The organism is Shinella sp. SUS2 (assembly GCF_001262505.1).
Taxonomy (GTDB): Bacteria; Pseudomonadota; Alphaproteobacteria; order Rhizobiales; family Rhizobiaceae; genus Shinella.
Window position 1 is genome coordinate 1 of sequence record NZ_KQ410753.1, and the last position, 16,202, is coordinate 16,202.

The following is a 16,202-nucleotide window of genomic DNA, read 5'->3' on the forward strand; positions in this document are numbered from 1 at the left end:
TAAATCAACCCGCAAACCGAGCCGGAAACTCCGCTCTTCCAAAGCCCGAAAAGTCTCAGTTCATTTGACGACGGACACCCAGCATTGAACGAATTTCGAAAAGGGAGCCTCTGAAATGGCTGACGACATTAACGGTACGGTAGGCAACGATACGCTGTTCGGCACGGCCGCAGGTGAAAACATCTATGGTAACGCCGGCAACGATTACATCGTTGGCCACGATGGTGGCGACACCGTTTATGGCGGTACGGGCAACGACACCGTATTCGCTGGCGAAAGCGATGCCGGCACTGATAAGATTTTCGGTGGTGACGGCGACGATGTTCTCGGCGGCGGCAAGGGTGCTGACACCATCGAAGGTGGTAAGGGCAACGACATCATCTATGGTGGCGAAGACGCTGACTCCCTCCTCGGCGGTGACGGCAACGACACCATCTGGGCAGGTAAGGGTGACGACGTGGCCGTCGACGGTGAGGCCGGTGACGACGTAATCGGTGGCGGCGATGGCGTCGACTCGATTAAGGGCGGCGCTGGCAACGACACCCTGTACGGCGGCGACGGTAACGACACCGGCCTGGTTGGCGGTATCGGCAACGACGTCCTGTACGGCGGCGCTGGCAACGACACCGGTATCGATGGCGGTAATGGCGATGACACCATCTGGGGTGGCCTCGGCGACGACGTCATGGCCGGCGGCCTTGGCAAGGACGTCTTCGGCTTCATCAAGGGTTCTGGTGAAGATGAAGTCACCGACTTCACGGTAGGTGAAGATAAGCTTGACCTGACCGCATATGGTATCGCTTTTGCTGACCTTGATATTGATTATTCGGGCTCTGCTTCGGGTGATGCAACCAAGGTTGACGCGGTAATCACGCTCAACTCGTCCACCATTATCACCATCAACGACGTTGGTGCTGACGCGTTGACCGCGGATGATTTCGTTTAATAAACGAATTAAACGAGAAAAAGGGGGGCTCTGCCTCCCTTTTTTTATGCATCTGCTCGGACTTCATGTCGAAGGCAGAAAGCTCTTGCATAGCTTAGAAGGAATAAACATGTCCCTGCCCGACATCTACCTTGCCGAAAAAAGAGCGGCTTGGAAGGCCATGGCCGGTGTTGCAGTTTTATCGATGCTCTCAAGCCTTTGCCTTCTGGCTTTGCCGCTTTACTTATTCCAAGTTTATGACCGTGTCATTGCGTCGCGCAGCATCGAGACTTTAGTTGCAATCACTATTATAGCGTGCGTTGTGCTCGTAGCTTTTAGCCTACTGGATACACTGCGGCAGGCCTTGCTATCCCGTATTGGTATAGGCTTCGAAGCCAGAATGTCTGGCGTCTTGCTGGCTGGTGAACTTACTCTTCCTCGACAAACTACTGCTGCTAGCCTTAGACAACTTTCTGAAATCCGAAAGATGGTTGCGTCAAACGTTTTTCCAAACCTATTTGACCTACCAGTAATGCTGCTTTTTCTCTTTCTTGTATTTTTAATTCATCCATTTCTGGGGGGGATAGTTTTCATTGGTATGGTTCTCCTTTTGAGTATTGCCATGCTTGGCGAGTTCTTGACGAGAGAGCGGGTCAAAGAAACGGATGAAGCCGCGAGCGCAGCCCACAGAACACTCGATAACCTCCTTCGCCAGCACGAGACAATTCGCGCGCTCGGCCTTTACCCACAGAGTGTTGCCCACTGGGGACGTGACCAGCAAAAACACCTGACATTTCTTCTACAGTTACTTGCTAGAACTAGCACTCTTTCTTCTACATCCAAATTAATTCGCCAATTAATACAAGTGGCTATGGTTGGCGGCGGCGCGCTTCTGGTACTATCTGACCATGTCACACCAGGCATTATATTTGCTACATCCATTATCGCTGGACGTGCCCTCGCACCGATTGAGGCGATCGTTGGCGGCTGGCGCCAATTAAAGCAAGCTAGTCTTGCTTTAAAAAATCTCGATACACGTATAGCCTCATTCAATTTGCCAAATCGGCAGACACCTTTGCCGCGGCCAGTTCATAGCCTCACCTCAGACCGTGTCATATATATCCCGGGGCCAGGTAAGCAGCCGATACTAAAGGGCATTTCTGGTGTTATCACAGCTGGGCAAAACGTCGCCATTATTGGACCAAGTGGGGCCGGAAAATCGACGTTCGCTCGTGTTCTCATCGGCTATCTTGAGCCCTCCGGAGGGCAAATTTTGCTTGATGGGCAAGATATTCGAGCTTGGGATCCCGTCACTCGGGGCATTCATATGGGTTATCTACCGCAGCAAGTTGGTTTTTTCGAAGGTTCAGTACGCGAAAACATTGCACGCATGCGTATAGATGACCCACCGGAACTCGCAATCGAAGCTGCCCGTTTTGTTGGTATCCATGATATAATCATGCGCTTCCCGGAGGGTTATGATACCGTTATCTCAGAAAAAGGCTTCCAGCCCTCTGGTGGTCAAAAGCAACTCCTCGGCCTTGCCAGAGCCTATTATGGCGGACCGGCTTTCGTCGTACTCGACGAACCAAATGCCAGCCTCGACACTGAGGGAGAGCAGATACTGTTTGCAACATTGAAGCGAGCCGCCTCTGCCGGTATCGCTTCCATCGTTGTGACCCAGCGTCTGTCTCTCCTTCATCATGTCGATAAGGTTCTCATCTTGAAGGGAGGGCAGGTGGATGCTTTCGGCAATCCAAGCGACGTTATGCCAGGTAAACTTGTGCGCCCTGTGCCGAACAAGGCATCCTGATCGGAAAGAGCAGTCATGAATGAACATCTGCCGTTTGAGACGAACGCCGGGCGGCCGTCCACTCCACCACTTTCCGGTCTGCGCCTTGAGGCGCTTCAGAGTTGGAGCGATGCCGTTCCGACCAGCCGCGGCAAGCCTATGCTTGTCGCCGTCCTCGTGCTTGTTGCCCTCTTTGGCTTTGGTGGTGCTTGGGCGGCCACCGCCAAACTCGGCGGCGCCCTGATAGCAAGCGGCCGCGTTATCGCAGAAGGCAATAACCGCGTCGTCCAGCATCTCGAGGGCGGCATTATCGAGGAAATTCGTGTAAGCGAAGGGGCTACGGTTCAACGTGGTGACGTCATCGCACGATTGGATGAGACAGCCAACCGATCCCAACGTGATCGAACGTATATCGAGCGGGCACTGGCTACTATCGAGCTGGAACGTTGGAGGGCCGAGCGGGATGATGCCACCAATGGCTTCTCAATTTCACCCGGAAAGCTCGCCCCTGTTGCTGATAATCCGCGCGTTATCGAAGCCTATCAAAGCCAGGTTGCCGAATTCAAGAGCACCCGACAAGCACTCCAGCAGCAGTTCTTGGTTCTGGACGGTAAAATCGCCAATGAACAAGAAGATCTCGTTTATTTAAAAGATCAGATCAGTGCCCTTGATTCGCAGAAGGCTCTGATCGTCAAAGAGGAGAAGGACCTCACTGAACTGCTGGCCAAAGGCTTGACGCAGCGCGCCCGTGTCCTGTCGCTACAGCGCGAAACGGCGCGCCTTGATGCCCAGAAGTCCAATACTCAGGCAGCAGTTCAAAAATCTCACCATAATATTCGCTCTTTCAATGACGAGAAGCAGAGGCTTGCCGCCGAACACGCTGCCCAGACCAGCCAGAAGATTACGGAGCTGCAACAGAGACTAAATCAGACAGAGGATGTGATCAATCGGCTCGATGACCGTCTGCGCCGCGCTGACATCACCGCGCCTGTCGATGGAACTGTGCTCAGCATGCCATTCAAATCGCTCGGAGCAGTTGTTAAACCAGGAGAGAAAATCGCCGATATCTTGCCGAAAGATGCATCATTGCTGTTTGAAGTGCCAATCTTGCCGCAAGATATCACCAAGATTTTTATCGATCAGGATGTGGAAATTATTTTTCCGAGTGATCAGGTGACCGTAACACCTCCTCTTAAAGGCAAGGTCGCCTATATTTCAGCCGATGCCATGGCGATGCCTTCTGACCCGAAAGTTTCCTACTACGTTGCGCGTGTGCGGATGGAGAACAATCGTCACGGCCGAAACATATTGCCTGGCAATGTTGCCGAATTGTTCTTCCAGACCGAGGCCAGAACTCTTCTGCAGCATCTCGCCGATCCGGTGACACGGTTTGCACTTAGGACCTATCAAGATTGACGGATAGACCTATCGGCCAGAGGTTTCCATCGGCCGATCCTTGCTTTAAAGGCTTCGCTGGCGAAACCCGAAAGAGGCCGAATGCGCATCCTGTTCGTTCACAATAATTTTCCCGGTCAGTATGCTCGTATCGTACGCCATCTAAAGGGGCGGCGAGATATCGATATGCTTTCCGGTTCGCTGGCTTCCAACAAACAGCCAGCTCTGATCAAGGGGGTAGGCTATACGCCTCATCGCGAAGCACGAAAAGATATCCACCCAGCGCTCCGCTATACAGAAACTTCAGTCATTCGCGGGCAGGCCGTCTACACAGCACTCATGCCAATAAAAGCAAAGGGCTGGAATCCCGATATCATTCTTGCCCATTCCGGCTTTGGGGATGGAATTTTCTTGAAAGATCTTTGGCCACAAGCGAAATACATGCCCTATTTCGAGTGGTACTATCATACCTATGGTTCAGATTCTTCCTTTCTTGATGGCGAGGCTCCTAAAAATCCGGACACTGAACTGAAAATCCGTATGAAAAACACTGCAATCCTGCATGATCTAGCTGCGATGGATTGGGGACAATGCCCGACTGAGTTTCAGAAAAACCAATTCCCCCCCCAATTTCAGGACCGTATTTCAGTTCTACATGACGGGGTCGATACCGACTATTTTTCACCCGATGCGGAAGCTGCCTTCTCGGTCGGCAGTCTCGTATTCCGCAAGGGCGATCCGGTCATTACTTATATCGCGCGTGGCATGGAGCCCTACCGTGGGTTTCCGCAATTCATGGAGGCCGTGGCGATCCTCCAGAAAATCCGGCCGGAAGTTCATGTCGTCATTATCGGCGAGGATCGGGTCGCCTATGGCGCCAAGCGTCCGGACGGGAAGACCTACAAGGAATGGGCCCTGGAAAATCTTCCCCTCGATGAAAACCGCCTCCATTTCCTTGGCCGCCAGCCGCTACGTGCTCTGCGCGATGCCTTGCGCATCTCCGCTGCCCATGTCTACTTGACGGTGCCCTTCGTGCTATCCTGGTCCATGATGGAGGCCATGAGCGCTGGCGCGCTCATCATCGGCTCGGATACGGATCCGGTGCGCGAGATCATAACGGATGGCGAAAACGGCCTTCTCGTGCCTTTCTTCGAGCCGGAGACGCTGGCCGAGCGGCTTGCCGATGTGCTGACCGATCAGGCACGGTATGCTCCTCTGCGGGAGCGAGCCCGGGCGCTCATGCTGGAGCGCTACGACATGAAGAATCTCACTCGGCAATACTTTAACCTGATCGAGCGCGTGGTAAAGGGGCCGATGGGCGCGTCATAGGGCGGCGCGTCCAAAAAGGACGGTGCAGGATCTGGAGTAAACGATATGAAGAGAATCAAAATCATCAAGAGGTTCGACAGCCCTCTTCGCTTCTCCGTCTCCGCTCTCGACAAGGAGGCGCGGCTTTACTTCCATATCGTGGACAGTCTGGCCGATGACGTTCTCTTCCATGTGGAATTTGACAAGGAAGCAGGCCAACTCTCTGTCAAGGATCGCTATGCAGGCGTCTGGGGCAAACCGCAGACGCATGATTTCCTCTTCAAGGGGCAGTCGATAAAAGGAACGCTCTTTCTCGAAGGTGAAACCTTCGTCCTGGAGCTGAAGGATTTCCGGCTGGAATTTCCCTGCAAGGCCTTTCCGAAATCCATTGTCTGGAGCGTCTACAGCAATTTCCGTTACATGACGATCGGCGGCGACGAGCCGGTCATGGAGGCCCTTTCGCGGCGCTGGCGGTTCTTTCCCGAATACAGGTTCCGCATGGGGCCCGGCTCTCGGCTACGGGCGCTCGGAGAAGCAGAAGGCCTGAAGCCCGGACTTTCGGCGCTCTATCTCTGGGATGGAAACGAAGAGGCCTTCAGCCGCCTCGCTGAAAAGGTCCATCCCTATCTCGATGAACTTCTCGTTGTCGTTCACAATTCGAGCTTGTTCCGGCACAGCTTCTTCGTCGGCCTGCAGAGCACCTGTTTCAACGTCCGCACGTCGGTCATCGAAATGACCGTCAAAAGCGACGGCGCCTTGCGTAAGCTCAAGGGAGCTCTGTTCATGAACAGGGTTCTGTCCGAGGTCCGGCATCGCAATGTTATCTTCCTCGATTCGCAGACCGATCCAGATCGCCTTGCCACGGTTGTCCGCGACAAGCGGCTGCGCAGCCGGATGGACGACTTCCTCCTGCTCGACGAAGCGCATCCGGGAGATCTCCAGGCGTTCTCGATCGGAAAGCAGACATACTTCGTGGACGTCGGTGGCAAGCTGCGCCTGTCGGCGGAAGATATCGCCGGCCGCCATCCTTTCCACGCCCCGGGACCCACGCCGAGAGCGAGCCTGACCTGGGATCTGGACGACGTGCGGCTGGCGGACGCTCCGATTCTGCTGCGCGATCATAAGAAGACGACCGCCATACAGCGGCGCAGCAAGCTCGCCGTACTCGTCGTAAGCTGCAAGAAGAATCGCCACAAGCAACAGGCCATTCGCGACACCTGGTCTAAGGATGCGCGCCTTGCCAATATCGACATCTACTTCATCGAGGGCCATCCCGAGCAATCCGAAGCGGTCCTCATCGAGGATCGGCTGATCCTGCCGGTTCCCGATACCTATGAATATCTTTCGCACAAAATCTGGCACGGCGTTTCCGCCGCCCTGCGGATCGTTGACGCCGACCATTACCTCAAGCTTGATGACGATTGCCTCCTTAACGTCCAGAAGCTTCTGGAATTTACGTACGAGAAATTCGACTATATCGGCAGCGACGTGAATCTGGGCAGCCGCACCGCTTTCGACTGGCACAGCACGGCTGTCTTCAACAAGCAGCTTGCCGGCCTGATCTTCGAGATTGATCCCGAGCAGACCTGGTATGACGGACAAGGCGGATACTTCCTGAGCCGCAAGGCGGCGAACCTTATTGCATCGACGCCGCTCCCGAAATATCAGCACATGCTGGAAGACTACGCGACCGGCCGGGTCATGAGCGCCAACGGCCTGGAGGCTACCGCCCTGAATTCGAAATTCCTCTCGATCCGGGAAATCTATATCAAGGACGACCGGGACTACGAGGGCGCGGTCATCAGCGACGTGTCCAGCGTTGAAAGGACCTTTGAACTCTATGAAATCATTTCGAAGCTTAATCAGCAAACTCTCGACGCCAAAAACCGCTGGCGCTTCGAATTCCCCGAAGAAGGCGCCCAGTAAGCGCCAATCCCACCGCTACGTCTTCATCTTCACCTATGGCCGCTCTGGCTCAACCTTGCTGATGGGGTATCTCAACAGCCTGCCGGGCTTCTGTATCCGAGGGGAAAACCACAATGCGCTTGCGCATCTTTGCAGCTTTTACCGGGCCGCCAAGGACACGACGGGCAAGGTTGCCAAGAAGTCGATGCTGCCGGTTCATCCCTGGTACGGGGCCGACCTGATCAAGCCGGACGAAGTGCGCAATAGCCTGCGCAAGGCGTTCGTGGAGACGATCCTCAAGCCGCCCGCGGATGCAACGGTGATCGGATGCAAGGAAATCCGCATCAACTGGAACGAGATCGAGGATTTCGACGCCTTCCTGGCCGATATCTTGGAAATCTTCGAGGGCGCGAAAATCGTCTTCAACCATCGCGACATTCTCGCCACATCCCAAAGCAGCTGGTGGAAGGATACGGCTCACTCCTACGCCACGATCCGCAGCATGGATCAGCGGTTACGGGACAACCGTTTCGCCAGTGCCCCAAATATTTTTCATGTCGAGTATGAAGAGCTGACCCATGGGCCGGAGCACGCCCGCAGATTGACGGAATTTCTCGGCGTGCCCTTCAATGAGGGTGTTTACAAGAAGGTCATGGAAACCCGGCACTCCTATTGAGAGAGTGCCGGCAGGCCGTCCCGATTACGGTTGGAGAGCCCTGCTGAGCGATAGGAACCGCTCGGAAAAGGCGTCGGATTTCCATGTCAGCTTCTGCACCGGTCCCTTCGTCAGGGTGTCTTCCAACCGGAACCCCTCATCCTCGATGGAAAACTGAACGGCATGAGCATCCAGTCCGCTGAACTTCGGCGTCATTTCCCAGAGCCTGTCGAAATCCGCATCCGTTTTGCGCAGATAGGAGAAAAGATACATCACCCAGAAGAAGGGGAACGTGTCCTTCTCTGCTACGGGCGAAACGCACATCGGATCGATTTCATAATTGCGCCGGAACCCACCGTTGTCCTTGAACGTGATGAGCTTTCGCGGCTGTTGCCAATAGCGACAGGTCTCTGCCCACCATTTGCGGCAAAGCATGTTGCCGTCTTCGGCCGCCAGGAACCAGCTCGACACGTCCAGTGATGCATGGTGTCCCATGAAGGCAAAAAAGCCCGAGGGGGCGGAAGCATTGTCGATCCAGTCCTTCAAAGGCACGATGGGATAGGCCGTGGCATCGACCCAGACACCCCCATCCTGCAGGAGCTTTAGCCGGAGAATATCGGAAAAGGCCTGCGGCTGGTAGAATTTGGAAAGGTCAATGGGAAAATCACCAATCGCCTTCAGGGCATGTTCCCTGTCCAGAACGACAAGATCCCATTCCGGATTGAGGTTCTTCCAGCGCTCAAGGCAAGCCTTGACAATTTCAGGTGCCGTATCGACGCCTTGCAGCCAGAGGGCATAAATCTTGCGAGGGACTACCATATCACGAGCCTGCAAATGAAAGGAGTTTCCCAACGATTCTAGAGAAGGCGGTGTGAGACATCAAACCCACTCCCCCTCATTGATCAGGCCGAGATTCACAAGCTGGCCCGCGCCTTCATACTTCACGCTGACACCTTCGAGATAAAGGGTACTGCGGATATTTTCCTTGTAGCGCTTGTACTCCCGGCTACCGCCATAATGCTGGCGGCGCGTCATCTCCTCCTCCACCTTCTGCTGCAGGGAAGAGAGGAACTTGAAGTGGAAGAGGGCCCCGGACACGGGAATGCCGGCCTTCATGGATGTCTTGTTGAGTAACCAGGGCCACATGAGATGCGCCGAGCTCTGGTAGCGATAGTGTTTCTTCCACCAGACGAGCGGCATCTTGTTGAGGGCGGGAGCCTCCTTCGGCGTGTCGCGATTGAAAGCACGCAGCCGTGGGCCGCCCTGCACAAAGGTTCCCGACATGTAGTTCGACCTCTGGACATAGCCGTCGCGGTCAAAATAGGGGCAGAGGCTGAAAGGATCATCGCCTGGCACCATGACCGTCTCATCAATCGGTCGGTCGCTATAGGCATCGAGCATCAGTACATGCAGGCATGGCCGGCCGATCTCCTTCAGATACTGGCCGAGATCCTTGAGCGTGCGGGTTTCCATATGGGGATAGACAAAGAACTCATCCGGATCGACGGTCACGCAGAGCTTTCCCGTCCCATATTTCTGGAGAAGATAGTTGCACCAATAGATGCCGAAGCCAGCCTTCTTGTATCCCTTGTCGGTATGCCAGACCGAAATATCCACCTTGCCCGCGCTCCATTCCTGAAACCCGTCCGTGGAGTCATTGTCGACGAAGACGAAGTGATCGACGCCCAGTTCCTTGTAATAGCGATAGAAGAAATCGATCCTGTGCATTTCGTTGCGGATGCAGCTGAAAAGAATGCAGGCGTCACTCTTACCAAGACGGTTCTGCACGCAGCGCAACTGGCTGCCGAAGCGCAAATTCTGCCAGCGCGCGAGAATAAAATTATAGGTGCGGCTGCTGACCAGACGATGCTTGAGTTTTCTAGCCATGCCGTATCGCAAGTCCTTCAGATTCCCCGACAAATGATGGGGCGAGCTTTCGCCAGTCCTGCCCGGTAAAGGTCTCGGCAATTCTGTCGAAGGATTTCAGCAAGGGCTCCATCCGTCCGCCATGCAGGAATTGCAGCGACGCTTTCCAGTCGGGGTCGGGTGGTGTGCCTGCCTCTGAAAATATCAGGCTTGCCCCGTTTGCAGAGCCAAACAGCTTTCGTTCCATCGCAGCCACATGCTTCTGGCCGAAATGTCTTGTAGCCACCTCTTCCGTGCGCCGCAGGCGATCAAACCAGTGGCCCGCCGCATCGATGGCGGCCTGTTGTTGCTCCGGCAGAGCCAGATACCAGAACAGGAAGCGCCATGCCGGCAATCGGCCGCCCGGGAGAAGTGGGATTGCGACAAAGACCTTCTCGTTTTCGAAGACAAGCCTTTCCAAGGTGGGATCGTCTCCCGGGCACAATTCGAAGACGGGCAGGTCCGTGCAACGGGACAGAATCCGGGACAGATAGAGCGCCCGGTCATAGTCGCGAAGCCTTATCTCGTTGGATTGAAGCCCATGAAAGTCGGATTGCCCAGGTTGGAATTCGGCCCGCTCGGCATGGAAAAGGCGCCCCAGCACGGTCAGGCTGCCCGAGGCGCGAAGGATTTCGGCCGCGAACCGCGTCAATTGCGGCGGCCCATAGAGGACGGCGCTTGGTTGGCGCATCGTCTCAAGGTTCTTCGGCCAATTCCGGATGCCCGAACCGGGATCGAATATCCGCCCGTAGGAAGGACTGGTTTCGGTACGCGGCGGCATCCGTGTTCCAGCCTGCGGCACGGTAAGGACCGCCTGATCGGCCGGATGGGGCAAGGCGGCCCGCATTAACAGCGCCGAGCGGCATTGCTCTGCGGATTGAGCAACCTTTCGCGCGAAAAAATGCGGTTGCTCCTGCAGCCAAGCGAGGTGGTCATCATAAAAGACAATCGGCTTGCCATGGATATTGAACGTATAGAGGGTCGGAATGTAGCCGTGGGCGACCGCGCCTCCAAGCGCGTGAACGATCGTCTGGAAGAAGGTCTCGTCTGGAATCCAGACCTGTCGGTAGAAATGGTAGGCGGCGGGGTTTTCCTTCACCCAACGCAAGATTCCGATGATCGTTTCCCGACGCAGGCACCACCATTGTGAACCGTAGCGCGGTGCCAGCCCGGCAGGGATTTTCCGCTTGATACCCAATTTGCGCTGAAGGCGGACGCTTGCTTCGAACAGAACTCGACGGCGGGCGAAGCTGAAGGGATGGCGCAGCGTATAACGCTCCTGCCGCAAGCCACCCGTCATCCAGCGCTCGTCGTGGCTTTCGATGAAGTCAACCTCGTCATTGTGATCGAGGAACCGTTTGAGTTCAACGAGCGGTCGGATCGGCCAACAGGAGCAACTGACCAGATAGGCGTGGCTATAGGCTTTTCCGGACGTGGCGAGCAGGCGCAGCGCGCGAATCGTTCCGTCAACGAGGCCGAATTGGCCCCAGCCACAGCGGGCTCTCTCCTCGACGAGGAGAACACGTTCGTTCGCGTCGTAGCGCCGCTTGAGCTCTGCGAATTCTGCAAGTGAAGAATTGCGGTCATAATGAAGGCAAACAACGCATTCGTCATCGGCCGTCAACAGCATGTCGATCGATTTTCCGACCACTTCCGCCGGCTCGTGGGCTATCAAGACGAACGCTAAAATGGCCATATTCCGCCTGTCTCCTTACGGCTTGCTAGGTAGAGCGTCGCCAAGCCGGCCGTCAACTGCCGCCCGTTCCATATGTCCTGTTGTCTTTCCCTCAATTCAGGAAAAAACCTTTGCGAACCCTTTTCCCACTCCTGGGCTCCGTCCTCTTCACACCCCTTGTCTTCGCCGTACCGGCCTTGGCGATCGAGCTCGGTCTGCCGGCGCAATGCGAGCTCGGCAAGACGTGCTTCATGCAGCAATATCCTGACATGGATGCGGGAAAGGGCGTCGCCGATCCCCTATGTGGCAGCCAATCTTATGATGGCCACAAGGGAACCGATCTGCGCATCCTCTCCCTAAAAGACATGGAGAAAGGTTACCCCGTTATCGCCGTCGCCGACGGCAAGGTGCTGCGCGTCAGGGATGGGGAGATGGATCATCTCGTCGAGACAGAAGAAGACCGGGTGAGGATTTCCGGAAAGGAATGCGGCAACGGCCTCGTCATGCAGTTGAAGGATGGCTACGAAGTCCAGTATTGTCATCTTAAGAAGGGAAGTCTCACCGTCCAACCAGGAACTAACGTGCGTAAGGGCGAGCACCTCGGAGATATCGGCTCCTCCGGTCTCGCCCAGTTCCCCCATGTCCACATCACTGTTTCCCAAAACGGCGAAACACTCGATCCTCTGACGGGACGTAAACTTTCGGAAGGCTGCACCGCGGCAACAGGACAAGCGGCTTCCCTTTTTTCCCGGGACATCGTCGAAAAAATCGACCTGACGAAGCCGGCAATCCTAGCGTCAGGAATCGCCGGAAAGCCGGTCAACCATCAGGCTCTCGTCGTCGAGGGACCGCCAGCGCAGGCCCTTTCGAGTGACAAGCTGTTTGTCGCCTGGGTCTGGCTTGCGAACCTGAAGAAGGGAAATACAATCAAGCTCGTCCTGACGGATAATCAGAAGAACATCGTCATAGATCATACGAGCAAGCCGATCGACCGGGATAAGGCTACATTTTCCGCCTTTGCCGGCAGGAAGCGGGCACTTCCTGCCGGCCGCTATGAACTGGACGTTTTAGTGCTGCAGGGCGACACGGATGTGAGGCGCACCAGTTCCAGCATCGTCGTGGAATGACGCACCCATCAAAATCCGTTCGTAAAGCGCAGCGATACTGCTAAGGTCCGCCCGGCAGAAGGATGCATGATGTTCACAAGATGGTTCCCTTCCTTGGACCAGGGGCTGGAGGCAATGGTCAGCCGCTATGCGGCCGCAAAATCAATCCGGAATGAGGTTCTGCGCTTCAGATCACACGATGCGCGGATACTCTTCCTAGCCAAGGAAAGTCTGAAAGGATCCTTCTTCAAGGACCTTTCGGATGAAATCAGGCGCGATGGTCACGCCAGACTGAAAAGTCGGCGTTCTATTGTGGAGTTTGCCTGGCTCATGTTCTTCCTGAAGGACTGGAAGCAGTTGGCTGCCGTCATTCAGGAAAAGGCTTCTCATCATCACTTTCCAGTCCATATGGCGGACCTTTATTTCCTTGCCACCTATCGGTTGAACTGGGAGACCATTGCGCAAGGTGTAGATTCCGATGGCTTCAGGGATCGGGTGTCGGAAGCGATCGACCTCATCCGAAGCCATTGGCCGGCAGAGCAACACCGGGCAAGCCTGTTCTCCGCTCTCTTACAAAACTCCCTTGGGGAGCATCATGACGCGAGGGAGCGAATCATCCGCTTCTCGACAGGGTTGGACCTCATCCCCCCACTGGCGGCCGCCAAGGCGGCCTTGCCGAAGCCTGCCCGGGATACAACCCCCTGGCTCTTGAAAATCAAGCCTTCAAGCTGGAAGAATGCAACCATCCTTTCCGTCGATCAAGCCTATTACGAACGTTATGCGACGCCATTCCTCGCCATTCATAACGCGACGAACCCAGATCGCTGCGTCCATTTCCATTGTGTCGGTTTCGATCCGCGCATGGTCGACAGCGTGAAGATCGATGAAACTGTCGGCTTTACAGTCGACCGGACCGACGTCTCCGGCCTCGGTCAACGGGATCGCCAAGGTTACTACGCTTGTGCACGGTTGATGCACGCCGTCGCTTATCTCGATATCTACGAGGATATTCTGATATCCGACGCGGATGGGTCCGTGGGGCTGTCGGCAAGCGAAGTGCTTGCGGATTTGCCCGGAGCGGACGTCGTCATCAAGTCCAAAATCCTGCGGCCGGGGCACGCCGTCTTCAACCTGCCTTGGGCAACCGTTCCGGCGGCGGCGAACATAATTCGCCGAAGCACCGGCGGCAGACTTTTTGCGCAATACCTGCGCGACTATCTTGCCGAAATCCTGGCATCAGCCCGCCGAAAAGAACGGCCTATGTGGTTCGCTGATCAATGCGCCCTGTTCTATGCCTATGTGGATCTGGAGGATCAGGTCGCATTCCGAAACTGCGATAAGATCCTGTATAATCAGGGGCGGAACTGGGCGCTTTTCTCAGGTGAAACTGCCAAGCAGAAACACATCGAAAAAGCCTTACAGGAACGCAAGCTTGGGAAGCGACAGTGAACGGCCCGGTCAGGCTAAGGTAAAACCAATTGTTTGGCCGTTCTGGCAACGGCATCTCTCCAATCTGCAAGCCGCACGCCGTGCATCCGCTCCAACTTGCAGCAATCGAGCTGCGAATTGGCGGGGCGGCGTGCGGGCGTCGGATAGGATGAGGACGGTATCCGCCCAACTCCCGCCGAGGGGCCGCCCCGCCTAGCGGAAGCAGCGAATATTTCCGCTGCGAAATCCGCCCAACTCGCAGAGCCCGAGCCTGTCATATGAAAGATCCCGCGAAGCTGCGGAGCATCGCAGTCGAGGAGATTGCCGGCGATCGCCAGGATTCCATCAGCGATGTCGAGCGCCGAGGTGGGACTGCCGCGCTGATCGTCCACCACATTGATCTGATCGCGGCTCTCCGCGAGAGTGAGCATGGTCTTCAGGAAGTTCCTGCCGAAAGGACTATAGACCCAGGCCGTGCGAAGGATGACGTGATTGTCCGTCGCCTCCACCACGGCGCGCTCGCCGGCGAGTTTCGTTCGGCCGTAAGCGCTCACCGGCCCAACCGGATCCGTCTCCAGATAGGGTTCGAGTTTTTCTCCATCAAACACGTAATCAGTGGAAAGGTGGATGACCGGGATGCCGAGGCCAGCCGCGGCGGCGGCAATCCGGCCGGGCGCAACCGCATTAATGGTGTACGCCTCCGCCTCTTCGGTTTCAGCACGGTCCACTGCCGTATAGGCGGCAGCCGAGACGATGACGTCTGGCCGCGCCTGCCGGAGAACAGCGGCAATGCCGTCAGAATCACGGAGGTCGAGCTCGGGCCGTCCCAAGGCCACGACCTCGAAGCGCTCATTCAAGGCTCCGCGCTCCAGAAGAGAGCGAACGACCTGGCCCTCGCGACCCGTCACCACCATGCGTTTGCGCTTACCGTCCATTTTGCCTCACACGCCGGTTTTCTGCGCATGGCCGGGCAGACCAAGCCGCGCGCCGGAATAACGCTCGCGCAGGGGGCTCCACCACCATTCATTGTCGAGGTACCAGCGCACGGTCTTTTCGATACCGGTCTCGAACGTCTCCTCGGCCCGCCAGCCCAGCTCCGTTTCAAGTTTCGTCGCATCGATCGCATAACGGGCGTCATGGCCCGGCCGGTCGGTCACATAGGTGATGAGGTCGCCATGCGGCGTTGCACGCGGGCGAAAACCGTCCATCAGGCCGCAGATCCGCGTCACCACGTCGATGTTGCGCCGTTCGTTACGGCCGCCGACATTGTAGGTCTCTCCGACCCGGCCGCGTTCCGCGATGATGTCGAGGGCACGGGCGTGGTCCTCGACATAAAGCCAGTCCCGCACATTCGCACCGTTGCCATAAACCGGCAGCGGCTTGCCCTCCATGGCGTTGAGGATGACAAGCGGGATCAGTTTTTCCGGGAAATGGTAGGGGCCGTAATTGTTGGAGCAGTTGGAGACGACCACCGGCAGGCCATAGGTGCGTTCCCACGCTTTGACGAGATGGTCAGAAGCCGCCTTGGAGGCCGAATAGGGCGAACTTGGATCATAGGCCGTCGTTTCGCTGAAAAGGCCTTCTTCACCGAGCGATCCATAAACCTCGTCCGTCGAGACATGCAGAAAGCGGAAAGCCTGCTTTCGTTCACCCTCCAGAGCGCTCCAGTAGGCCCTGGCGCCTTCCAGAAGCGTGAAGGTGCCGAGGATGTTGGTGTTGATGAAGTCCTGCGCCCCGTTGATCGAGCGGTCGACATGGCTTTCGGCGGCGAGATGCATGATCCGGTCGGGCTGGAAATCTATAAGTGTTCGCGACAGGGTTTCGCCATCACAGATATCGGCGCGCAGGAAACGATAGTTGGGCGCCCCGCGAACAGCCTGCAAAGACGTCTCCGTGCCGGCATAGGTGAGCTTGTCGACGTTCAGGACCTCATAGCGCTTTTCCAGAACGAGATGCCGGACGACGGCTGATCCGATGAAGCCGGCTCCGCCGGTGACGAGTACGCGCATGCGAGCTTTCCTGTCCGCTTCCCCTGAAGTGCGAGGCTTCACCTTTAACCGAAGGGGAAGTTTCAGGGCAAGGACAGCCCGGCACCTTTGGGTGCGCGC

The 16,202-nt window shown here is 56.2% G+C and carries 14 protein-coding genes; 8 read left to right on the forward strand and 6 right to left on the reverse strand.

The window, feature by feature from the left end:
- Positions 1-115: 115 nt before the first annotated feature.
- The 4 genes from AKG11_RS29600 to AKG11_RS29615 all read left to right on the forward strand — a co-directional run bounded on the left by AKG11_RS29600 (position 116) and on the right by AKG11_RS29615 (position 5,441).
- Positions 116-946 (forward strand): calcium-binding protein, encoded by an 831-nt coding sequence (locus AKG11_RS29600; RefSeq protein ID WP_050746533.1) that lies wholly within the window; start codon positions 116-118, stop codon positions 944-946.
- A gap of 109 nt (positions 947-1,055) precedes the next feature.
- Positions 1,056-2,738: a type I secretion system permease/ATPase gene (locus AKG11_RS33925; protein ID WP_157255849.1), complete on the forward strand. Its 1,683-nt coding sequence runs from the start codon at positions 1,056-1,058 to the stop codon at positions 2,736-2,738.
- A 15-nt stretch (positions 2,739-2,753) separates the two neighbouring features.
- A complete protein-coding gene (locus AKG11_RS29610; RefSeq protein ID WP_082342795.1) occupies positions 2,754-4,133 on the forward strand; it encodes an HlyD family type I secretion periplasmic adaptor subunit in 1,380 nt (459 codons plus the stop codon).
- 81 nt (positions 4,134-4,214) lie between these two features.
- Positions 4,215-5,441 (forward strand): glycosyltransferase, encoded by a 1,227-nt coding sequence (locus tag AKG11_RS29615; RefSeq protein ID WP_050746536.1) that lies wholly within the window; start codon positions 4,215-4,217, stop codon positions 5,439-5,441.
- Here the strand turns inward: AKG11_RS29615 and AKG11_RS35210 are convergent.
- On the reverse strand, positions 5,436-5,690 hold the full coding sequence (locus AKG11_RS35210; protein WP_157255848.1) for a hypothetical protein: 255 nt from the start codon (positions 5,688-5,690) through the stop codon (positions 5,436-5,438). The genes AKG11_RS29615 and AKG11_RS35210 overlap by 6 nt on opposite strands.
- 150 nt (positions 5,691-5,840) lie before the next feature.
- Between AKG11_RS35210 and AKG11_RS29620 the strand changes: the two genes are divergently transcribed.
- Together AKG11_RS29620 and AKG11_RS29625 are read left to right on the forward strand one after the other, a co-directional pair.
- On the forward strand, positions 5,841-7,346 hold the full coding sequence (locus tag AKG11_RS29620) for a glycosyltransferase family protein (RefSeq protein ID WP_157255847.1): 1,506 nt from the start codon (positions 5,841-5,843) through the stop codon (positions 7,344-7,346).
- Positions 7,261-8,001, forward strand: coding sequence for a sulfotransferase (locus AKG11_RS29625; RefSeq protein ID WP_082342797.1), 741 nt, complete (start codon positions 7,261-7,263; stop codon positions 7,999-8,001). Before AKG11_RS29620 ends, AKG11_RS29625 begins: the two co-directional genes overlap by 86 nt.
- Before the next feature lie 24 nt (positions 8,002-8,025).
- On the opposite strand, the gene AKG11_RS29630 is transcribed toward AKG11_RS29625, so the two are convergent.
- The 3 genes from AKG11_RS29630 to AKG11_RS29640 are packed head-to-tail and all read right to left on the reverse strand — an operon-like array spanning position 8,026 to position 11,581.
- Positions 8,026-8,799: a capsular polysaccharide synthesis protein gene (locus AKG11_RS29630; protein ID WP_050746539.1), complete on the reverse strand. Its 774-nt coding sequence runs from the start codon at positions 8,797-8,799 to the stop codon at positions 8,026-8,028.
- A gap of 60 nt (positions 8,800-8,859) precedes the next feature.
- Complete coding sequence (locus AKG11_RS29635) at positions 8,860-9,867, reverse strand: glycosyltransferase family 2 protein (protein WP_050746540.1); 1,008 nt, start codon at positions 9,865-9,867, stop codon at positions 8,860-8,862.
- Positions 9,860-11,581 (reverse strand): beta-1,6-N-acetylglucosaminyltransferase, encoded by a 1,722-nt coding sequence (locus AKG11_RS29640; protein ID WP_050746541.1) that lies wholly within the window; start codon positions 11,579-11,581, stop codon positions 9,860-9,862. Before AKG11_RS29640 ends, AKG11_RS29635 begins: the two co-directional genes overlap by 8 nt.
- Before the next feature lie 110 nt (positions 11,582-11,691).
- Between AKG11_RS29640 and AKG11_RS29645 the strand changes: the two genes are divergently transcribed.
- Positions 11,692-12,687 (forward strand): M23 family metallopeptidase, encoded by a 996-nt coding sequence (locus AKG11_RS29645; protein WP_050746542.1) that lies wholly within the window; start codon positions 11,692-11,694, stop codon positions 12,685-12,687.
- A 66-nt stretch (positions 12,688-12,753) separates the two neighbouring features.
- Positions 12,754-14,115, forward strand: coding sequence for a hypothetical protein (locus AKG11_RS29650; protein WP_050746543.1), 1,362 nt, complete (start codon positions 12,754-12,756; stop codon positions 14,113-14,115).
- Positions 14,116-14,129: 14 nt separating this feature from the next.
- Here the strand turns inward: AKG11_RS29650 and rfbD are convergent, their stop codons facing one another.
- Together rfbD and rfbB are read right to left on the reverse strand one after the other, a co-directional pair.
- Positions 14,130-15,029: a dTDP-4-dehydrorhamnose reductase gene (gene rfbD, locus AKG11_RS29655; protein WP_050746544.1), complete on the reverse strand. Its 900-nt coding sequence runs from the start codon at positions 15,027-15,029 to the stop codon at positions 14,130-14,132.
- A gap of 6 nt (positions 15,030-15,035) precedes the next feature.
- On the reverse strand, positions 15,036-16,103 hold the full coding sequence (rfbB, locus tag AKG11_RS29660; RefSeq protein ID WP_050746545.1) for a dTDP-glucose 4,6-dehydratase: 1,068 nt from the start codon (positions 16,101-16,103) through the stop codon (positions 15,036-15,038).
- Between the last annotated feature and the right edge of the window lie 99 nt (positions 16,104-16,202).

Coding starts and splice junctions, on each gene's coding strand:
- AKG11_RS29600 (WP_050746533.1), top strand. CDS start 116: ATGGCTGACGACATTAACGGTACGGTAGGCAACGATACGCTGTTCGGC.
- AKG11_RS29635 (WP_050746540.1), bottom strand. CDS start 9,867: ATGGCTAGAAAACTCAAGCATCGTCTGGTCAGCAGCCGCACCTATAAT.
- AKG11_RS33925 (WP_157255849.1), top strand. CDS start 1,056: ATGTCCCTGCCCGACATCTACCTTGCCGAAAAAAGAGCGGCTTGGAAG.
- AKG11_RS29615 (WP_050746536.1), top strand. CDS start 4,215: ATGCGCATCCTGTTCGTTCACAATAATTTTCCCGGTCAGTATGCTCGT.
- AKG11_RS29620 (WP_157255847.1), top strand. CDS start 5,841: ATGACGATCGGCGGCGACGAGCCGGTCATGGAGGCCCTTTCGCGGCGC.
- AKG11_RS29610 (WP_082342795.1), top strand. CDS start 2,754: ATGAATGAACATCTGCCGTTTGAGACGAACGCCGGGCGGCCGTCCACT.
- AKG11_RS29640 (WP_050746541.1), bottom strand. CDS start 11,581: ATGGCCATTTTAGCGTTCGTCTTGATAGCCCACGAGCCGGCGGAAGTG.
- rfbB (WP_050746545.1), bottom strand. CDS start 16,103: ATGCGCGTACTCGTCACCGGCGGAGCCGGCTTCATCGGATCAGCCGTC.
- AKG11_RS29630 (WP_050746539.1), bottom strand. CDS start 8,799: ATGGTAGTCCCTCGCAAGATTTATGCCCTCTGGCTGCAAGGCGTCGAT.
- AKG11_RS29625 (WP_082342797.1), top strand. CDS start 7,261: ATGAAATCATTTCGAAGCTTAATCAGCAAACTCTCGACGCCAAAAACC.
- AKG11_RS29650 (WP_050746543.1), top strand. CDS start 12,754: ATGATGTTCACAAGATGGTTCCCTTCCTTGGACCAGGGGCTGGAGGCA.
- AKG11_RS35210 (WP_157255848.1), bottom strand. CDS start 5,690: ATGCGTCTGCGGTTTGCCCCAGACGCCTGCATAGCGATCCTTGACAGA.
- rfbD (WP_050746544.1), bottom strand. CDS start 15,029: ATGGACGGTAAGCGCAAACGCATGGTGGTGACGGGTCGCGAGGGCCAG.